General features: G+C 73.6%; 14 protein-coding genes. 6 read left to right on the top strand and 8 right to left on the bottom strand.

The window, feature by feature from the left end:
• Positions 1–145 precede the first annotated feature (145 nt).
• Positions 146–1,216: a serine hydrolase domain-containing protein gene (locus ACF053_RS19420; protein WP_391955004.1), complete on the top strand. Its 1,071-nt coding sequence runs from the start codon at positions 146–148 to the stop codon at positions 1,214–1,216.
• A 379-nt stretch (positions 1,217–1,595) separates the two neighbouring features.
• On the opposite strand, the gene ACF053_RS19415 is transcribed toward ACF053_RS19420, so the two are convergent.
• Complete coding sequence (locus tag ACF053_RS19415; protein WP_391955003.1) at positions 1,596–3,302, bottom strand: glycerol-3-phosphate dehydrogenase/oxidase; 1,707 nt, start codon at positions 3,300–3,302, stop codon at positions 1,596–1,598.
• A 241-nt stretch (positions 3,303–3,543) separates the two neighbouring features.
• Between ACF053_RS19415 and ACF053_RS19410 the strand changes: the two genes are divergently transcribed.
• The gene (locus ACF053_RS19410; RefSeq protein WP_058943121.1) at positions 3,544–4,785 is read left to right on the top strand and encodes a nucleotide sugar dehydrogenase; all 1,242 of its coding nucleotides are present in this window, start codon (positions 3,544–3,546) and stop codon (positions 4,783–4,785) included.
• 237 nt (positions 4,786–5,022) lie between these two features.
• Positions 5,023–5,532, top strand: a complete 510-nt coding sequence (locus ACF053_RS19405; RefSeq protein WP_391955002.1) for a hypothetical protein — start codon at positions 5,023–5,025, stop codon at positions 5,530–5,532.
• Between the two features lie 179 nt (positions 5,533–5,711).
• On the opposite strand, the gene ACF053_RS19400 is transcribed toward ACF053_RS19405, so the two are convergent.
• From ACF053_RS19400 to ACF053_RS19385, 4 genes are all read right to left on the bottom strand, one after another.
• The gene (locus ACF053_RS19400) at positions 5,712–6,836 is read right to left on the bottom strand and encodes a GuaB3 family IMP dehydrogenase-related protein (protein WP_058943123.1); all 1,125 of its coding nucleotides are present in this window, start codon (positions 6,834–6,836) and stop codon (positions 5,712–5,714) included.
• 116 nt (positions 6,837–6,952) lie between these two features.
• Positions 6,953–8,455 (bottom strand): IMP dehydrogenase, encoded by a 1,503-nt coding sequence (guaB, locus tag ACF053_RS19395; RefSeq protein ID WP_391955001.1) that lies wholly within the window; start codon positions 8,453–8,455, stop codon positions 6,953–6,955.
• Between the two features lie 254 nt (positions 8,456–8,709).
• Positions 8,710–9,315: a sigma-70 family RNA polymerase sigma factor gene (locus tag ACF053_RS19390; RefSeq protein ID WP_058943125.1), complete on the bottom strand. Its 606-nt coding sequence runs from the start codon at positions 9,313–9,315 to the stop codon at positions 8,710–8,712.
• A 239-nt stretch (positions 9,316–9,554) separates the two neighbouring features.
• Positions 9,555–10,166: a response regulator transcription factor gene (locus ACF053_RS19385; protein WP_003948568.1), complete on the bottom strand. Its 612-nt coding sequence runs from the start codon at positions 10,164–10,166 to the stop codon at positions 9,555–9,557.
• A gap of 366 nt (positions 10,167–10,532) precedes the next feature.
• Here ACF053_RS19385 and ACF053_RS19380 point away from each other — a divergent pair, with 366 nt between their 5' ends.
• Complete coding sequence (locus ACF053_RS19380; RefSeq protein WP_391955000.1) at positions 10,533–10,850, top strand: WhiB family transcriptional regulator; 318 nt, start codon at positions 10,533–10,535, stop codon at positions 10,848–10,850.
• Positions 10,851–11,352: 502 nt separating this feature from the next.
• Here ACF053_RS19380 and ACF053_RS19375 read toward each other — a convergent pair.
• The gene (locus ACF053_RS19375; protein WP_391954999.1) at positions 11,353–12,246 is read right to left on the bottom strand and encodes a LysR family transcriptional regulator; all 894 of its coding nucleotides are present in this window, start codon (positions 12,244–12,246) and stop codon (positions 11,353–11,355) included.
• Between the two features lie 79 nt (positions 12,247–12,325).
• Here ACF053_RS19375 and ACF053_RS19370 point away from each other — a divergent pair, with 79 nt between their 5' ends.
• Both ACF053_RS19370 and ACF053_RS19365 read left to right on the top strand, forming a co-directional pair.
• Positions 12,326–13,048: an MOSC domain-containing protein gene (locus ACF053_RS19370; protein ID WP_391954998.1), complete on the top strand. Its 723-nt coding sequence runs from the start codon at positions 12,326–12,328 to the stop codon at positions 13,046–13,048.
• A 46-nt stretch (positions 13,049–13,094) separates the two neighbouring features.
• Complete coding sequence (locus ACF053_RS19365; RefSeq protein WP_391954997.1) at positions 13,095–13,868, top strand: SDR family NAD(P)-dependent oxidoreductase; 774 nt, start codon at positions 13,095–13,097, stop codon at positions 13,866–13,868.
• A gap of 236 nt (positions 13,869–14,104) precedes the next feature.
• On the opposite strand, the gene groL is transcribed toward ACF053_RS19365, so the two are convergent.
• Positions 14,105–15,733: a chaperonin GroEL gene (gene groL / locus ACF053_RS19360; RefSeq protein WP_391954996.1), complete on the bottom strand. Its 1,629-nt coding sequence runs from the start codon at positions 15,731–15,733 to the stop codon at positions 14,105–14,107.
• Between the two features lie 156 nt (positions 15,734–15,889).
• Complete coding sequence (gene groES, locus ACF053_RS19355) at positions 15,890–16,198, bottom strand: co-chaperone GroES (protein WP_010471835.1); 309 nt, start codon at positions 16,196–16,198, stop codon at positions 15,890–15,892.
• Between the last annotated feature and the right edge of the window lie 119 nt (positions 16,199–16,317).

Genomic DNA, 16,317 nt, shown 5'->3' with positions numbered 1-16,317 from the left:
GTTCCTGTTTCCCGCCCGCGCCTGCCGCGTCCCGCGCGGTGCGGTAACCCGCCCTGGCAGAGCCTCCATTGTCCCTCACTCCGGGACCGGTGGTTCTCCCGGGTCCAGCGTCCGCAAGGATGGCGGTGAGGGAGGGTTCCGCGCCATGGCGAAGTTGAGGACGAGTCTCGTGGTGCCCTTGGTTCTGGCCATCTGCGGACTGTCCGTCGGCGACCCGGTGGGCAAGCCGTCTCCGGCGCTGGTCATGCTGGTCACGGCGGGTGGGGCGCCCGCCGCCGGGCTCCTCGCGCAGACGGCCGGAACCACCCGGTTCGAGACGACCGGCCCCGCCGTCGGCGAGGCGGACCGCTTCCGCGTCGGCAGCGTCACCAAGACGTTCGTCGCGACCGTCGTCCTGCAACTGGCGGCGGAGGGACGACTGTCCCTGGACGACCCGCCGGCGGCGTACGCCCCCGGTCTCCTCCCGCCACCGCTGGACCGCCGCATCACCCTCCGGCACCTCCTCACGCACACCAGCGGCCTTCCCGACCTCGCCGCTCCGATGCGGCCCACCACCCCGTCCGGGGCCGTCCGTGCCGCACTCGCGCGACGCCCCCCGCGCGCACCGGGGACCTTCTCCTACGCCAACACCAACTACGTGGTCCTGGGCGAGGTCATCACCGGCGCCACCGGCCGGTCCTACGCCGTGGAGGCGCACCGCCGCATCATCTCCCCCCTGCATCTCACCGGTACGTCGTTCCCTGGGACGCGCACCTCACTCCCCGATCCCCACGGCCGCGGCTACGACTCCTCGGGCCGGGACGTCACCGCCCTCGACCCCAGGGCCGCGGGCGCGGCGGGCGAACTGGTCAGCACCCTCGCCGACCTGAACCGCTTCCAGGCCGCCCTCCTCGGCGGCCGGCTCCTCCCCCGGGCGTCCCTGCGCACCCTGCTCGACACGGCCCCGGCCGGCGGCCGCTACGGCGCGGGCGTGTCGCCGACACGGCTCCCCTGCGGTGTGACGGTGTGGGGCCACAACGGTCGGATACCGGGCAGTTACGTCCGTACCGCCGCCACGGCCGACGGGCGACACGTCGTCACCTTCCGCGTGAACACGGACACCCTGGCCCCTCACGCACCGTCACCGCGCGCCACCGGCAGCGTGCTGGAGCGCTCGCTGCTCACGGCGGAGTTCTGCGGCCCGGGCCCCACCACCCCGGCCCGCCCCACGACCTGACGCGACCCCCGCCCGCCGCACCGCAGCACCGCCACGTCACGCACCGGGCGGCGTCACCCGCCACCCGCACCGACCCAGCGCCCCGCCGCATCGACTGCCGGGCTCACCACGCGACACCGACCGCACCGCCGCACCCCACACGCGCCACCCGCCACCCGCACCGACCCGCCGTACGCCCGCGCACGCCACCAGGCCCCCGCACCGACCTGCCGCGCCACCGCGCCCGGCGGGCACGACGCCCGCGCCGCGCCTGCCGACCCGGCCGCGCCCGCCAACGCCCAACGCCCCAACGCCCCACCGTCCGGACGCCGACGCCGGACGCCGGATGTCGGACGCCCCCTGACCGGAGGGCCCGCGTCTGACGACGTGCGCCGCGTCCTCACAGCGGCACGATGTCCGGGGCGCCGAGCCTGGCCGCGTCGGCCGTCTGGTCGTCCGGCTGCCGCTGCGACTCCCGCTCCGCCTCGACGCGCTTGTGGTAGTGCTCCACCTCCTTGGCGATCCGCTCCTCGTCCCAGTCGAGGACGCGCCCCATCAGCTCGGCGCACTCGCGGGCGCAGCCGGTGCCCCGGTCGAAGGTCTCGATGGAGATGCGGGTGCGGCGGGTCAGGACGTCGTCCAGGTGACGGGCGCCCTCGTGGGAGGTGGCGTAGACGATCTCCGCGCGGAGGTAGTCGTCGGCTCCGGTCACGGGCCGGCCCAGGGCCGGGTCCTGCGCCACCAGGTCGAGGACCTCCTCGGCGAGGGAGCCGTAGCGGTTCAGCAGGTGCTCGACGCGCGCGACGTGGACGCCCGTGCGGGCGGCGGTGCGGGCCCGGGCGTTCCACAGGGCGCGGTACCCCTCGGCGCCGAGCAGCGGGACCTCCTCCGTGACGCACGGGGCGACGCGCGCGTCGAGGCCGTGGACCGCCTCGTCGACGGCGTCCTTGGCCATGACGCGGTACGTCGTGTACTTGCCGCCCGCGACCACGACGAGCCCGGGCACGGGGTGGGCGACCGTGTGCTCCCGGGAGAGCTTGCTGGTCGCGTCCGACTCGCCGGCCAGCAGCGGGCGCAGTCCGGCGTACACGCCTTCGACGTCGTCCCGGGTGAGGGGGGTGGCGAGGACGCCGTTGACGTGGTCGAGGAGGTAGTCGATGTCGGCGCTCGACGCGGCCGGGTGGGCCTTGTCCAGGTCCCAGTCGGTGTCGGTGGTGCCGATGATCCAGTGCCGGCCCCAGGGGATGACGAACAGGACGCTCTTCTCCGTGCGCAGGATCAGCCCCGTCGTGGAGTGGATGCGGTCCTTGGGGACGACGAGGTGGATGCCCTTGGAGGCGCGGACGTGGAACTGGCCGCGCTCCCCGATCAGCGCCTGGGTGTCGTCGGTCCAGACGCCGGTGGCGTTGACGATCTGGTGGGCGCGGACCTCGTACTCGCCGCCCGCCTCCACGTCCCGCACCCGGGCGCCCACCACCCGCTCGCCCTCGCGCAGGAACCCCACGACCCGGGCGCGACTGGCCACCTGCGCGCCGTACGCCGCGGCCGTGCGCACGAGGGTGGCGACGAAGCGGGCGTCGTCCATCTGGGCGTCGTAGTACTGCAGGGCGCCGACCAGGGCGTCCCTGCGCAGGGCGGGGGCCACCCGCAGGGCGCGCCGGCGCGAGAGGTGACGGTGCACCGGCAGGCCGCGGCCGTGGCCGGAGGAGAGGGACATCGCGTCGTACAGGGCGACGCCCGAGCCGGCGTACAGGCGCTCCCAGCCCTTGTGCCGCAGCGGGTAGAGGAACGGCACCGGTTTGACCAGGTGCGGCGCCAGGCGCTCCAGCAGCAGGCCGCGCTCCTTGAGGGCCTCGCGGACGAGCGCGAAGTCCAGCATCTCCAGGTAGCGCAGGCCGCCGTGGATGAGCTTGCTGGACCGGCTGGACGTGCCCGACGCCCAGTCGCGGGCCTCCACCAGCCCCGTGGACAGGCCGCGTGTCGCCGCGTCGAGGGCGGTGCCGGCGCCGACCACACCCGCGCCCACGACCAGTACGTCGAGTTGACGCTCGGCCATCGCCGCCAGCGCCGCCGTGCGCTCCGCGGGTCCCAGTCTCGCTGTCCTCACCGCTGCCTCCCGTCGCCGCCGATCCCCCGTGTGACCGGGCTCACGGGATCGATTCTGTCCCGGCTCCCCGACATCGGCCACCGGCCCCGCGCAACCTGTGGACAACACTCGGACGACAACGGCCACCCAATACCGCAAAACGGTCATATTTACGCCTAGTCTGACATAGCGCCCGCTCGTTCCGTCCACAGGACTTGCGTGTCTCGTCCCCTCCGGCTACTGGGAAGGACGGCCCATCCCCATGCCCGCAGACCTCGCCGTCATCGGCCTCGGCCACCTCGGACTGCCCCTGGCCCAGGCCGCCTCCGCAGCCGGTGTCGACACCATCGGCTACGACACCGACCCCCGCCCGGCGGCGGACCTCGCCGCGGGGCGGCCGCCGGTCGACGGCTCCCTGACCCCGTCGGAGATCCGGCGGATGCTCTCCGCCGGCTTCCGCCCGACGACCAACCCCGCCGAGCTGGGCCGCGTCCGCACGGCCGTCGTCTGCGCGCCCGCCCCGCCCGGCTCCTCCGGCACCCTCGACCTGACGGCCGTCACCGACGCCGTCCGCGCCCTCGCGGCCCGGCTGCGCCCGCACACCACCGTGCTGGTGGAGTCCCCCGTGCCGCCCGGCACGACCGAGGGCCCCCTGCGCGACCTCCTCGAAGAGGGCTCCGGGCTCCGCGCCGGGCGGGACTTCCACCTCGCCTACTCCCCCGCGCGCCCCGCCCCGGAGGACCGTGACCACGGCCACGGCCACACGCCGAAGGTCATCGGCGGCCTCACCCCGGCCTGCACCGAGTCCGCCGCCGCCTTCTACGGCCGGCTCACCGACAAGGTGGTCCGGGCGCGCGGCCCGCGCGAGGCCGAGACGGTGCAGCTCCTGGAGACCAACTTCCGGCACGTCAACATCGCCCTGGTCAACGAGATGGCCGTGCTCTGCCACGAGCTGGGCGTCGACCTGTGGGACGTGATCCGGTGCGCGGAGACCAAGCCGTTCGGCTTCCAGGCGTTCCGGCCGGGCCCCGGCGTGGGCGGCCACTGCGCGCCCGTCGACACCGTCGGCACCCACCGCCCGCTGCGCCTGGTCGAACTGGCGAGCCAGATCAACGAACGCATGCCGCAGTACGTCACCCGCCGCTGCGCCACCCTCCTGAACGAGCACGGCAAGTCCGTGCGCGGCGCCCGGGTCCTGCTGCTCGGCGTCACCCACAAGCCCGACCAGGCCGACCGCGCGGGATCACCCGCCCCCGAGATCGCGCGGCGGCTCCGGGAGATGGGCGCGGCGGTCAGCTACCACGACCCGTACGTACCGGTGTGGCGCGTCCACGACGTGCCGGTCCCGCGCGCGGACTCCCTCTACGAGGCGGCGGCCGGGGCCGACCTGACGATCCTGCTCCAGCACCACCGCACGTACGACCTCCAGGGCCTGGCCGTGAAGGCGCAGCTGCTGCTCGACACGCGCGGGGCCACCCCGGTGGGGGCGGCGCACCGCCTGTGACCCGGCCCGCCCCGCCGGCTGCCCCCGCCCTCCCGACCCGGTGGGGGCGGCGCACCGCCTGTGACCCGGCCCGCCCGTGACGCGCCCCGCCCCGGCCCCCGTCCGGGCGGGTCACGGTCCGCTCACGCCCCCGCCCGCCGCCAGTACGGCCTGCTAATGTCCGCCTCTGATTCGCGCGGCCGTGGACACGTCATCTCCGTCCCGGCCGCGCACGGCTACTCCAGGGGGGACCCCACCATGAGCCAGTCCGTTCCGCCGCCGCAGTCCGGCAACCCGTTCGCCGGCGGCCCGGCCGCCGCGCCGCAGCCGTACCCGCAGGCCCCGGTCCCGCCGCCGGCGCCCGCGCGGAACAACATCGCCCTCGGGCTGCTGGCCGCGCTGGGCGCCGCCCTGGTCGCCGCCGGCGCGTACGGCGGCCTGGGTGGCGCGCTGGAGCGCGAGATCGGGTACGCGGCGGTCGGTGTCGGCCTGCTCGTCGGCTTCGTCGCCGGCAAGGTCGGCGGGCGCAACCCCGTCCTCGCCGTCGGTGCCGCGGCCTTCGCGGCGGGCGCCGTCTACCTGGGCCAGCTGGTCGCCATCGCCGTCGTCTTCAGCAAGCTCGGCCAGGCGTCGTTCACGGAGATCTTCTTCGAGAACTTCACCGAGCTGGCGGACCTGTGGAAGACCGCCGCGGACGGGATGACGTACGTCTTCCTCGGCATCGGCGCGCTGACCGCCTTCGCCGGCGCCAAGAAGGGCGCCGCGTAAGCACGCCGACGCCCCGGCGCGCCACGCCGTCGGCCCCGCCCCGCGGCCCAGCGTCCACGCCGGTGCCGCGGCCGCGGCACTGGCACCGGCACCGGCACACGGAAGGGGCCCGCACCATCGGTGCGGGCCCCTTCCCTGCTCGGCGGCGCCCCCGCGCTCGGCGGGGGGGCGGCCGGGTGTCAGCGGCTGTGCTGGGAGTCCGCGACCGTCACCTCGACGCGCTGGAACTCCTTGAGCTCGCTGTAGCCGGTCGTCGCCATGGCCCGGCGCAGGGCGCCGAAGAAGTTCATCGACCCGTCCGGCGAGTGCGAGGGACCGGTGAGGATCTCCTCCGTCGAACCGGCCACGCCGAGGTCGACGAGCTTGCCGCGCGGCACGTCCTCGTGGACGGCCTCCATGCCCCAGTGGTGGCCCTTGCCCGGCGCGTCCGTGGCGCGGGCGAGCGGGGAGCCCATCATCACCGCGTCGGCACCGCACGCGATGGCCTTCGGCAGGTCGCCGGACCAGCCCACGCCGCCGTCGGCGATGACGTGCACGTACCGGCCGCCGGACTCGTCCATGTAGTCGCGGCGGGCGGCCGCCACGTCGGCGACGGCGGTGGCCATCGGAACCTGGATGCCGAGGACGTTGCGCGTGGTGTGCGCGGCGCCGCCGCCGAAGCCGACGAGCACGCCCGCCGCGCCCGTGCGCATCAGGTGCAGGGCGGCCGTGTAGGTGGCGCAGCCGCCGACGATGACCGGGACGTCCAGCTCGTAGATGAACTGCTTGAGGTTGAGCGGCTCGGCCGCGCCGGAGACGTGCTCGGCGGAGACGGTCGTGCCGCGGATGACGAAGATGTCCACACCCGCGTCGACGACGGCCTTGGAGAACTGGGCCGTGCGCTGCGGGGAGAGCGCGGCGGCGGTGACGACGCCGGAGTCGCGCACCTCCTTGAGGCGCCGGCCGATCAGCTCTTCCTTGATCGGGGCCGCGTAGATCTCCTGCAGACGGCGGGTCGCGGTCTCCTCGTCCAGCTCGGTGATCTCGTCGAGGAGCGGCTGCGGGTCCTCGTGGCGGGTCCAGAGGCCCTCCAGGTTGAGGACGCCGAGGCCGCCGAGCTCGCCGATGCGGATGGCGGTCGCCGGGGACACCACGGAGTCCATGGGTGCGGCCAGGAACGGCAGCTCGAAGCGGTAGGCGTCGATCTGCCACGCGATCGAGACCTCCTTCGGGTCCCGGGTGCGCCGGCTCGGTACGACGGCGATGTCGTCGAACGCGTACGCCCTGCGGCCGCGCTTGCCGCGCCCGATCTCGATCTCAGTCACGATGTGTGGCCTTTCCCTCTACGTCTGCGCCTACCAGTATCCCCGACACGCGCGTGAGGGGCGGTCCCGGCCGCATGCCGGGACCGCCCCTCACGCGGGGTCCGTGCCGCTTCCTGCTACTTCCTGCTGTAGTTCGGCGCCTCGACCGTCATCTGGATGTCGTGCGGGTGGCTCTCCTTCAGCCCCGCCGAGGTGATCCGGACGAACCGGCCGCGGTCCTGGAGCTCCGGGACGGTACGGCCGCCGACGTAGAACATCGACTGGCGCAGACCGCCGACCAGCTGGTGGACGACCGCGGAGAGCGGGCCTCGGTAGGGCACCTGGCCCTCGATGCCCTCGGGGACCAGCTTCTCGTCGGAGGCGACGCCCTCCTGGAAGTACCGGTCCTTCGAGAAGGAGCGCTGCTCGCCCCGGGACTGCATGGCGCCGAGCGAGCCCATGCCGCGGTACGACTTGAACTGCTTGCCGTTGATGAACAGCAGCTCGCCCGGGGACTCCTCGCAGCCGGCGAGCAGCGAGCCGAGCATGACCGTGTCCGCGCCGGCGACCAGGGCCTTGGCGATGTCGCCGGAGTACTGCAGTCCGCCGTCGCCGATGACCGGGACGCCGGCCGCGCGGGCGGCCAGTGCGGCCTCGTAGATCGCGGTGACCTGCGGGACGCCGATGCCGGCGACCACGCGGGTGGTGCAGATGGAGCCGGGGCCGACCCCGACCTTGATGGCGTCGGCGCCCGCGTCGACGAGCGCCTGGGCGCCGTCACGGGTGGCGACGTTGCCGCCGATGACGTCGACGTTCGCGTTCGACTTGATCTTGGCGATCATGTCGCCGACCAGCTTGGAGTGGCCGTGCGCGGTGTCGACGACGATGAAGTCGACGCCCGCCTCGATCAGCGCCTGGGCGCGCTCGTACGCGTCGCCCGCGACACCGACGGCGGCGCCGACGAGGAGGCGGCCCTCCTTGTCCTTCGCGGCGTTCGGGTACTTCTCCGCCTTGACGAAGTCCTTGACGGTGATGAGGCCCTTGAGGAGGCCGGCGTCGTCGACGAGCGGCAGCTTCTCGATCTTGTGCCGGCGCAGCAGCTCCATGGCGTCCACGCCGGAGATGCCGACCTTGCCCGTCACCAGCGGCATGGGCGTCATGACCTCGCGCACCTGCCGGGCGCGGTCGGTCTCGAAGGCCATGTCGCGGTTGGTGACGATGCCGAGCAGCTTGCCCGCCTGGTCGGTGACCGGGACGCCGCTGATGCGGAACTTCGCGCAGATGGCGTCGGCCTCGGCGAGCGTGGCGTCGGGGTGGACCGTGATCGGGTCCGTGACCATGCCCGACTCGGACCGCTTGACCAGGTCGACCTGGTTGGCCTGGTCGGCGATCGAGAGGTTGCGGTGGAGGACGCCGACACCGCCCTGGCGGGCCATGGCGATGGCCATGCGGGCTTCGGTGACCTTGTCCATCGCGGCCGAGAGCAGCGGGATGTTGACCCGGACGTTCCGCGAGAGCCGCGACGAGGTGTCGATCTGGTCGGGCGCCATGTCCGACGCGCCCGGCAGCAGCAGCACGTCGTCGTAGGTCAGCCCGAGTGTCGCGAATTTCTCGGGCACTCCGTCGACGTTGGCAGTCATGACACCTTCCCCAATGGCCTTGATCGGTGCGGATGTCCATGCTAACGGGCTGCGCGCGTGTCTCATTCCACGAGCAAGATCACCCGGAAGCTTCGTACGTTCACACGTATGACATCCGCCATACGGCGGTGCCGGCGACCCCGTACGGCGGGCCGCGTCCCTCCCGGTCGGCCGCCTCCTGCCGCCCGGGCGCGATTCCTGCTGCCGGGTCCCCGCCCGGCCGCCCGGTCCCCGTCCTGCCGAGCGACCGCGTCCTACTGCCCGGCCAGCGCCCGGAGGCGGCTGAGCGCCCGGTGCTGCGCCACCCGGACGGCCCCGGGGGACATGCCGAGCATCTGGCCGGTCTCCTCGGCCGTGAGTCCCACGGCGACCCGCAGGACCAGCAGCTCGCGCTGGTTGTCCGGGAGGTTGGCGAGAAGGCGGCGGGCCCATTCGGCGTCGTCACTCAGGAGGGCCCGCTCCTCGGGGCCGAGCGAGTCGTCCGGGCGCTCGGGCATCTCGTCGGAGGGCACGGCGGTGGAGCCGGGGTGGCGCATGGCGGCGCGCTGGAGGTCGGCGACCTTGTGCCCGGCGATGGCGAAGACGAACGCCTCGAAGGGGCGGCCCGTGTCCTTGTAGCGGGGCAGGGCCATGAGGACGGCGACGCAGACCTCCTGCGCGAGGTCCTCGACGAAGTGGCGCGCGTCGCCGGGCAAGCGGTTGAGCCGGGTGCGGCAGTAGCGCAGGGCCAGCGGGTGGACGTGGGCCAGCAGGTCGTGCGTGGCCTGCTCGTCCCCCTCCACCGCGCGGTGGACGAGTGCGCCGATCGACCCCCGCCCCGCGGGGGGCGTGGGGGTGGTCGGCGTCTGGTCGTCACGCATCGGTCCATGGTGCCTTGACCGCGACCGCTCCGTGGCACCGCGTCCAGCCTTGTGCACCGAAGCGTTATGAGCAGGTGCGCCGGAAGTCATCCTCCGCGCCCTCCCCTCCCGCTCGATCGACTCGTCCCCGAGGAACTCCACTCCTCAAGGATGCGGCATCGCGCAGGAAACAGACATCAGGCCTGCGCCACCCCGTCCGCCGCCTGGCGGACGGGGATGAGAACGGCCACCGCGGGGACCTAGCGCACCAGGCCCCAGCGGAAGCCGAGCGCGACGGCGTGGGCCCGGTCCGAGGCGCCGAGCTTCTTGAACAGCCGGCGGGCGTGGGTCTTGACCGTGTCCTCGGAGAGGAACAGCTCGCGCCCGATCTCGGCGTTCGACCGGCCGTGGCTCATGCCCTCCAGCACCTGGATCTCCCGGGCGGTGAGCGTCGGCGCGGCGCCCATCTCGGCGGAGCGCAGCCGGCGCGGGGCGAGCCGCCACGTGGGGTCGGCGAGCGCCTGCGTGACCGTGGCCCGCAGCTCGGCGCGCGAGGCGTCCTTGTGCAGGTAGCCGCGGGCACCGGCGGCGACGGCGAGGGCGACGCCGTCGAGGTCCTCCGCGACCGTGAGCATGATGATGCGGGCGCCGGGATCCGCGGAGAGGAGCCGGCGGACGGTCTCGACGCCGCCCAGACCGGGCATGCGCACGTCCATCAGGATCAGGTCCGAGCGGTCGGCGCCCCAGCGGCGGAGGACTTCCTCGCCGTTGGCCGCGGTCGTCACGCGCTCGACGCCGGGCACGGTGGCGACGGCGCGGCGGAGCGCTTCTCGGGCAAGCGGGGAGTCGTCGCAGACGAGGACGGATGTCATGGCCGTCCTCCGCAGCTGATGCGCGTCACCTTGGGCCTCCAGGCTGGTTACGAATCGTCACCTGAGCGGTCGACGCCCTCGGGCGTCGACCCGAGCGCTTGTGCTTCAACCGCTCCGCACTCTCAACGACGGTCACTCGAAAGAGTTACGGGTGCGGGCACCTCTTCCAACACTCTACGTGAGGGAGTGCATACGGAGGAGAGCGCCGCAGGTCACCGCCGCTTCACTCAGAGCTATGCCCCATTTAGCGGCTTTTCCTTCCCTTTGGTGGTGTCTATGGCTAGATTCGCAATGAGTCATATTTACATCTACTCCGACAAGTAGACCGCTCAGTAAGCTCAGTACGGCACCAAGGGGACATGCGCCATGGCAGATTTCTCCCGCCTTCCCGGACCCAACGCCGACCTGTGGGACTGGCAGCTGCTCGCGGCCTGTCGAGGGGTCGACAGCTCGCTCTTCTTCCACCCCGAGGGAGAGCGCGGCGCCGCACGGAGCGCGCGTGAGAACTCCGCGAAGGAGGTCTGCATGAGGTGCCCGGTCCGCGCCGAGTGCGCGGCCCACGCGCTGGCGGTGCGGGAGCCCTACGGCGTATGGGGCGGCCTGACCGAGGACGAGCGCGAGGAGCTCATGGGCCGGGCGCGCACCCGACTGATCACCACCTCGGGGGCGGCGGGCCACGGCTGACGGCGGATACGCGGGCCTCACCGGAAAAAACGTTTCAGCACAGCGGCGCGGGCGTACGCCGACTGTGCCGGGTACGCATGTCCGCGTGAGCGCGCCGCGCGGGACGGAGGCGTGAGCACGGGCGCACGACGGGGGTGCTTGAGCATGGGCGCACGGCAGCGGGATGCCTGAGCCTGGGCGCACGACGGGGCCTGGGCGTGGACGCACGGCGCGGGTGCGTGACGCGCGGGACGGAGGCGTGAGCACGGGCGCACGACGGGGCCTGGGCGTGGACGCACGGCGCGGGTGCGTGACGCGCGGGACGGAGGCGTGAGCACGGGGGTGTGGCCTGCACGCGGTGCGGGGGGGTGACGTACGTGCCAGCCGGGGCGTGCCCGGCGGCGCGTCCCGGGTGGGTGCGGTGCCCGGCCGGGGTCCGGGCGGGGCGTCGGGCAGGGGTCCGGCCGTGGCGCGGGCCGGGTGCGGGCGTGCACGGGTGGGTGCCGTCGCCCGTGCCCCGTGCCTAGCCGCGCGCCGCCGCCTCCGCGAGCCGGTCGAGGGTGGCCGCGACCGCCGGGACCTGGGCGAGGTCCGGCAGCGTGAGGGCGACGATCTCCCGTTCGACCGCGGGCTCCACCACGACCGTCCGGGCGCCGCGCGGGCGGACCGACTCGACGGCCAGCTCCGGCAGGACGGCCACCCCGAGGCCCGCGCCGACGAGGCCCACGACCGCCGGGTAGTCGTCCGTCGCGAAGTCGATGCGCGGGGTGAACCCGGCGCCCTCGCAGACGTCCACCAGCTGCCGGCGGCAGCGCGGGCAGCCGGCGATCCACGGCTCGTCGGCCAGTTCCCCGATCGCCACGGACCCCGCGCCGGCGAGGCGGTGGCCCTCGGGTACGAGCCCCACGAGCCGGTCGGTGAGCAGGGGGCGCACGACGAGGTCGTCCCACTCGGCCGCGCCGCCCGCGTACCGGAAGGCGAGCGCCACGTCGCAGTCGCCCTCGCGGAGCATCTCGACCGAGCGCGGCGGTTCCGCCTCGACGAGCGAGACGCGGGTGCCGGGGTGGGCGGCGCGCAGGGCGGCGAGGGCGGTGGGCACCAGCGTGGAGCTGCCGCTGGGGAACGAGACGAGGCGTACGCGGCCCGCCCGCAGGCCGGCGATGGCGGCGACCTCCTCCTCCGCGGCGGTCAGTCCGGCGAGGATGCCCGCGGCGTGCCGGACGAGGGCCTCGCCCGCCTGGGTGAGGCGCATCTCGCGGCCGGTGCGGATGAGCAGCGGCGTGCCCGTGGAGGACTCCAGGGCCTTCATCTGCTGGCTGACGGCCGGCTGGGTGCAGCCCAGTTCACGGGCCGCGGCGGAGAAGGAGCCGGTGGCGGCGACGGCGCGGAGCACTCGGAGGTGGCGGGCTTCGATCACTCCATGAATATAAGGGGTGCTTTGGACCGGCGCGAGATATCCCGTGGATCGTTTGAGGGGGCGGCGCTACTGTGCGCGCATGGACAAGCCGATGGTGGGGCGCGTGCTGACGGTGAACGTCGGGCGGGCGCGGAAGGTGGCGTACACGAGTGCGCCGAGCGGGGAGACCGGGATCGGGAAGGTGCCGGTGGAGGGGCCCGTCCGGGTGGCGGACCCGGGGCCGAAGGGCGAGGGCGGCGGGGGGCTGGCCGGGGACGCGGTCTGCGACCGGCGCCACCACGGCGGGTCCGACCAGGCGGTGTACGCCTTCGCGCGCGAGGAGCTGGACCACTGGGAGCGGGAGCTCGGCCGGACGCTGCCCAACGGCTGCTTCGGGGAGAACCTGACGACCCGTGGGGTGGACGTGGACGGCGCGCTGCTCGGTGAGCGGTGGCGGATCGGGCCGTCGCTGGTGCTGGAGGTGTCGGACGCGCGCGTCCCCTGTCGCACCTTCGCCGGCCGGCTGGGCGAGCCGGGGTGGGTCCGGCGGTTCACCGGGCGCGGGGCGCCGGGCGCGTACCTGCGGGTGGTCGTTCCTGGGGAGGTCCGGGCGGGCGACCGCGTGGAGGTGCTCCACCGGCCGGACCACGACGTGACGGTGGCGCTGGCGTTCCGCGCCGCGACGACCCGGCGCGAGCTGCTGCCGCGGATCCTCGCCGCGGGCGGGGCCGCGCACCCCGAACTGCGGGCTGCGGCACGGAAGTACGCGGCCGGGCTCGACCGGGTGCCCGCGCCGGCCCGGGGGGTGGGGCCGGACGCCTGACCGGGCGCCTCTCCGCCGCGGGACGCGGGGCACTAACGTGCCGCGTATGACGAGTGCACTGATTACTGGCGCGACCGCGGGCATCGGGGCCGCGTTCGCGCGGCGGCTGGCGGCCGACGGCCATGACGTGGTCCTGGTCGCCCGCGACGTGGACCGGTTGCGGGAGCAGGCGACCGAACTGCACGACCGGCACGGCGTGGAGGCGGAGGTGCTGCCCGCGGACCTCGCGGACGACGCCGGCATCGCGGCCGTGGAGGCCCGCCTCGCCGACACCAAGCGGCCGGTGGACCTGCTGGTCAACAACGCGGGCTTCGGCAACAAGGGCCGGTTCCTCGACGTGCCGATGGCCGACGAGTTGAGGATGCTGAAGGTGCACTGCGAGGCGGTGCTGCGGCTCACGGCGGCCGCGACGGCGACGATGCGCGAGCGGCGCCGGGGCGGCGTGGTGAACGTGGCGTCCGTCGCCGCGTTCGTGCCGCGCGGCACCTACGGGGCGTCGAAGTCGTGGGTCGTGCAGTTCACCCAGGGCGCGGCGCGGGACCTCGCGGGGAGCGGGGTGCGGCTGATGGCGCTGTGCCCCGGCTTCGTCCGGACGGAGTTCCACCAGCGGGCCGGCATGGGCACGGACAACATCCCCGGCTGGATGTGGCTGGACGCCGACAAGGTCGTGGCGGAGGCGCTGGCGGACCTGGCGCGCGGCCGGACGCTGTCGGTGCCCGACCCGCGGTACAAGGCGCTGATGGGCGTGGTGAAGCTGGCGCCGCGCGGTCTGCTGGGCGGGGTGAGCTCCCGGGCGGGGCGCAAGTTCGGCCCGATGTAGCCGCGGGCGCCGCAGGAACGGGCGGCGCACCGGTGCCGCGCGCCACCGGTACGGCCGCGCCGGTACAGGCGCCGGTACAGGCGCCGCCGGTACGGACGGCTCCCGTACGGACGGCTCCCGTACCGACGGCGGCGCAGCGGCACCCGTGGACGGGCGAGGCCCGGTACCCCCTGAGGGGGTACCGGGCCTCGTCGTGCTCGACGCGGGGTCGAGGCGCGCGGCGTCGCCGCGGCGCGTCAGTGCGAGTGGCCGTGACCGTGGCCGTGGCCCGCGTCCGCCGGCTCCTCTTCCTTCTTCTCCACCACGAGGGTCTCGGTGGTGAGGAGGAGGGAGGCGATGGAGGCGGCGTTCTCCAGGGCCGAGCGGGTGACCTTCACCGGGTCGATGACGCCGGCCTTGACCAGGTCGCCGTACTCGCCGGTGGCGGCGTTGAAGCCCTGGCCCTTGTCGAGGTCGGCGACCTTCGAGGTGATGACGTAGCCCTCGAGGCCGGCGTTCTCGGCGATCCAGCGCAGCGGCTCGACGGCGGCGCGGCGGACGACGGCGACACCGGTGGCCTCGTCGCCCTCCTTGCCGAGGTTGCCCTCCAGCACCTTGACGGCGTGGACCAGAGCGGAGCCACCACCGGAGACGATGCCCTCCTCGACCGCGGCGCGGGTCGCGGAGATGGCGTCCTCCAGACGGTGCTTCTTCTCCTTCAGCTCCACCTCGGTGGCGGCGCCGACCTTGATGACGCACACGCCGCCGGCCAGCTTCGCGAGGCGCTCCTGGAGCTTCTCGCGGTCCCAGTCGGAGTCGGTGGTCTCGATCTCGCCCTTGATCTGGGCGATGCGACCGGTGACGTCCTCGGAGTTGCCGCCACCGTCGACGATGGTGGTGTCGTCCTTGGTGACGGTCACGCGGCGGGCGGTGCCCAGCACGTCGAGGCCGACCTGGTCGAGCTTGAGGCCGACCTCCTCGGCCACGACCGTGGCGCCGGTGAGGGCGGCCATGTCGCCGAGCATCGCCTTGCGGCGGTCGCCGAAGCCGGGGGCCTTGACCGCGACGGCGTTGAACGTGCCGCGGATCTTGTTGACGACCAGGGTCGACAGGGCCTCGCCCTCGACGTCCTCGGCGACGATCAGCAGCGGCTTGGAGGCGCCGGACTGGATGATCTTCTCGAGCAGGGGCAGCAGGTCCGCGATCGAGGCGATCTTGCCCTGGTGGATCAGGATGTACGGGTCGTCGAGGACGGCCTCCATGCGCTCCTGGTCCGTGACCATGTACGGGGACAGGTAGCCCTTGTCGAAGGCCATGCCCTCGGTGAAGTCCAGCTCCAGACCGAAGGTGTTGGACTCCTCGACGGTGATGACGCCGTCCTTGCCGACCTTGTCCATCGCCTCGGCGATGAGCTCGCCGACCTGCTGGTCCTGGGCGGACAGCGCGGCGACGGCCGCGATGTCGGACTTCTCCTCGATCGGGCGGGCCGTGGCGAGCAGCTCGTCGGAGACGGCCTTGACCGCGGCGTCGATGCCCTTCTTCAGGGCGGCCGGGGAGGCGCCGGCGGCGACGTTGCGCAGGCCCTCGCGGACGAGCGCCTGGGCGAGCACGGTGGCGGTGGTGGTGCCGTCACCCGCGATGTCGTTGGTCTTGGTCGCCACCTCCTTCACCAGCTGGGCGCCGAGGTTCTCGTACGGGTCCTCGACCTCGATCTCGCGCGCGATCGTCACACCGTCGTTGGTGATGGTGGGGGCGCCGAACTTCTTGTCGATGACGACGTTGCGACCACGGGGGCCGATCGTCACCTTGACGGTGTCGGCAAGCTTGTTGACGCCGCGCTCAAGGGCGCGACGGGCGTCCTCGTCGAACTTCAGGATCTTCGCCATGGGAGCGGTTCAGCCCTCTCGGTACTGGGTGGAAACGAGCGGCGCCCCTCGCCGCCCGGCGCACGTGCGGCAGCACAGCAACGGGGGCCAGGGGCGCAGCTCAAGGCACGTGGAGCACGGAGTCACGCCGGGGGGCGAACCCCCCGGACCCCCGGACTACTTCTCGACGATCGCGAGGACGTCGCGGGCCGAGAGGACGAGGTACTCCTCGCCGCTGTACTTCACCTCGGTGCCGCCGTACTTGCTGTACAGCACGATGTCGCCGGTCTTGACGTCGAGCGGCAGGCGCTCGCCGTTCTCGAAACGGCCCGGGCCCACGGCCAGGACGACGCCCTCCTGGGGCTTCTCCTTCGCCGTGTCCGGGATGACCAGGCCAGAGGCGGTGGTCTGCTCTGCGTCGAGCGGCTGGACCACAATGCGGTCCTCGAGCGGCTTGATGGCAACCTTGGAGCTGGTGGTCGTCACGATCCGACCTCCCCCTTCGGAGATCTCACGGGGTCAACTGTCTGAGGTGGCGACCAGGTGGATCCGTCGTCGCGGGTGCCGGACCTGCCCGTCGCTGTGTTGGCACTCTCCGGTGGGGA

This window comes from Streptomyces kanasensis (assembly GCF_043077165.1).
Lineage (GTDB): Bacteria > Actinomycetota > Actinomycetes > Streptomycetales > Streptomycetaceae > Streptomyces > Streptomyces changanensis.
Note: the sequence above shows the minus strand (reverse complement) of the source record. Positions and strands in the feature narration are given on the sequence as shown.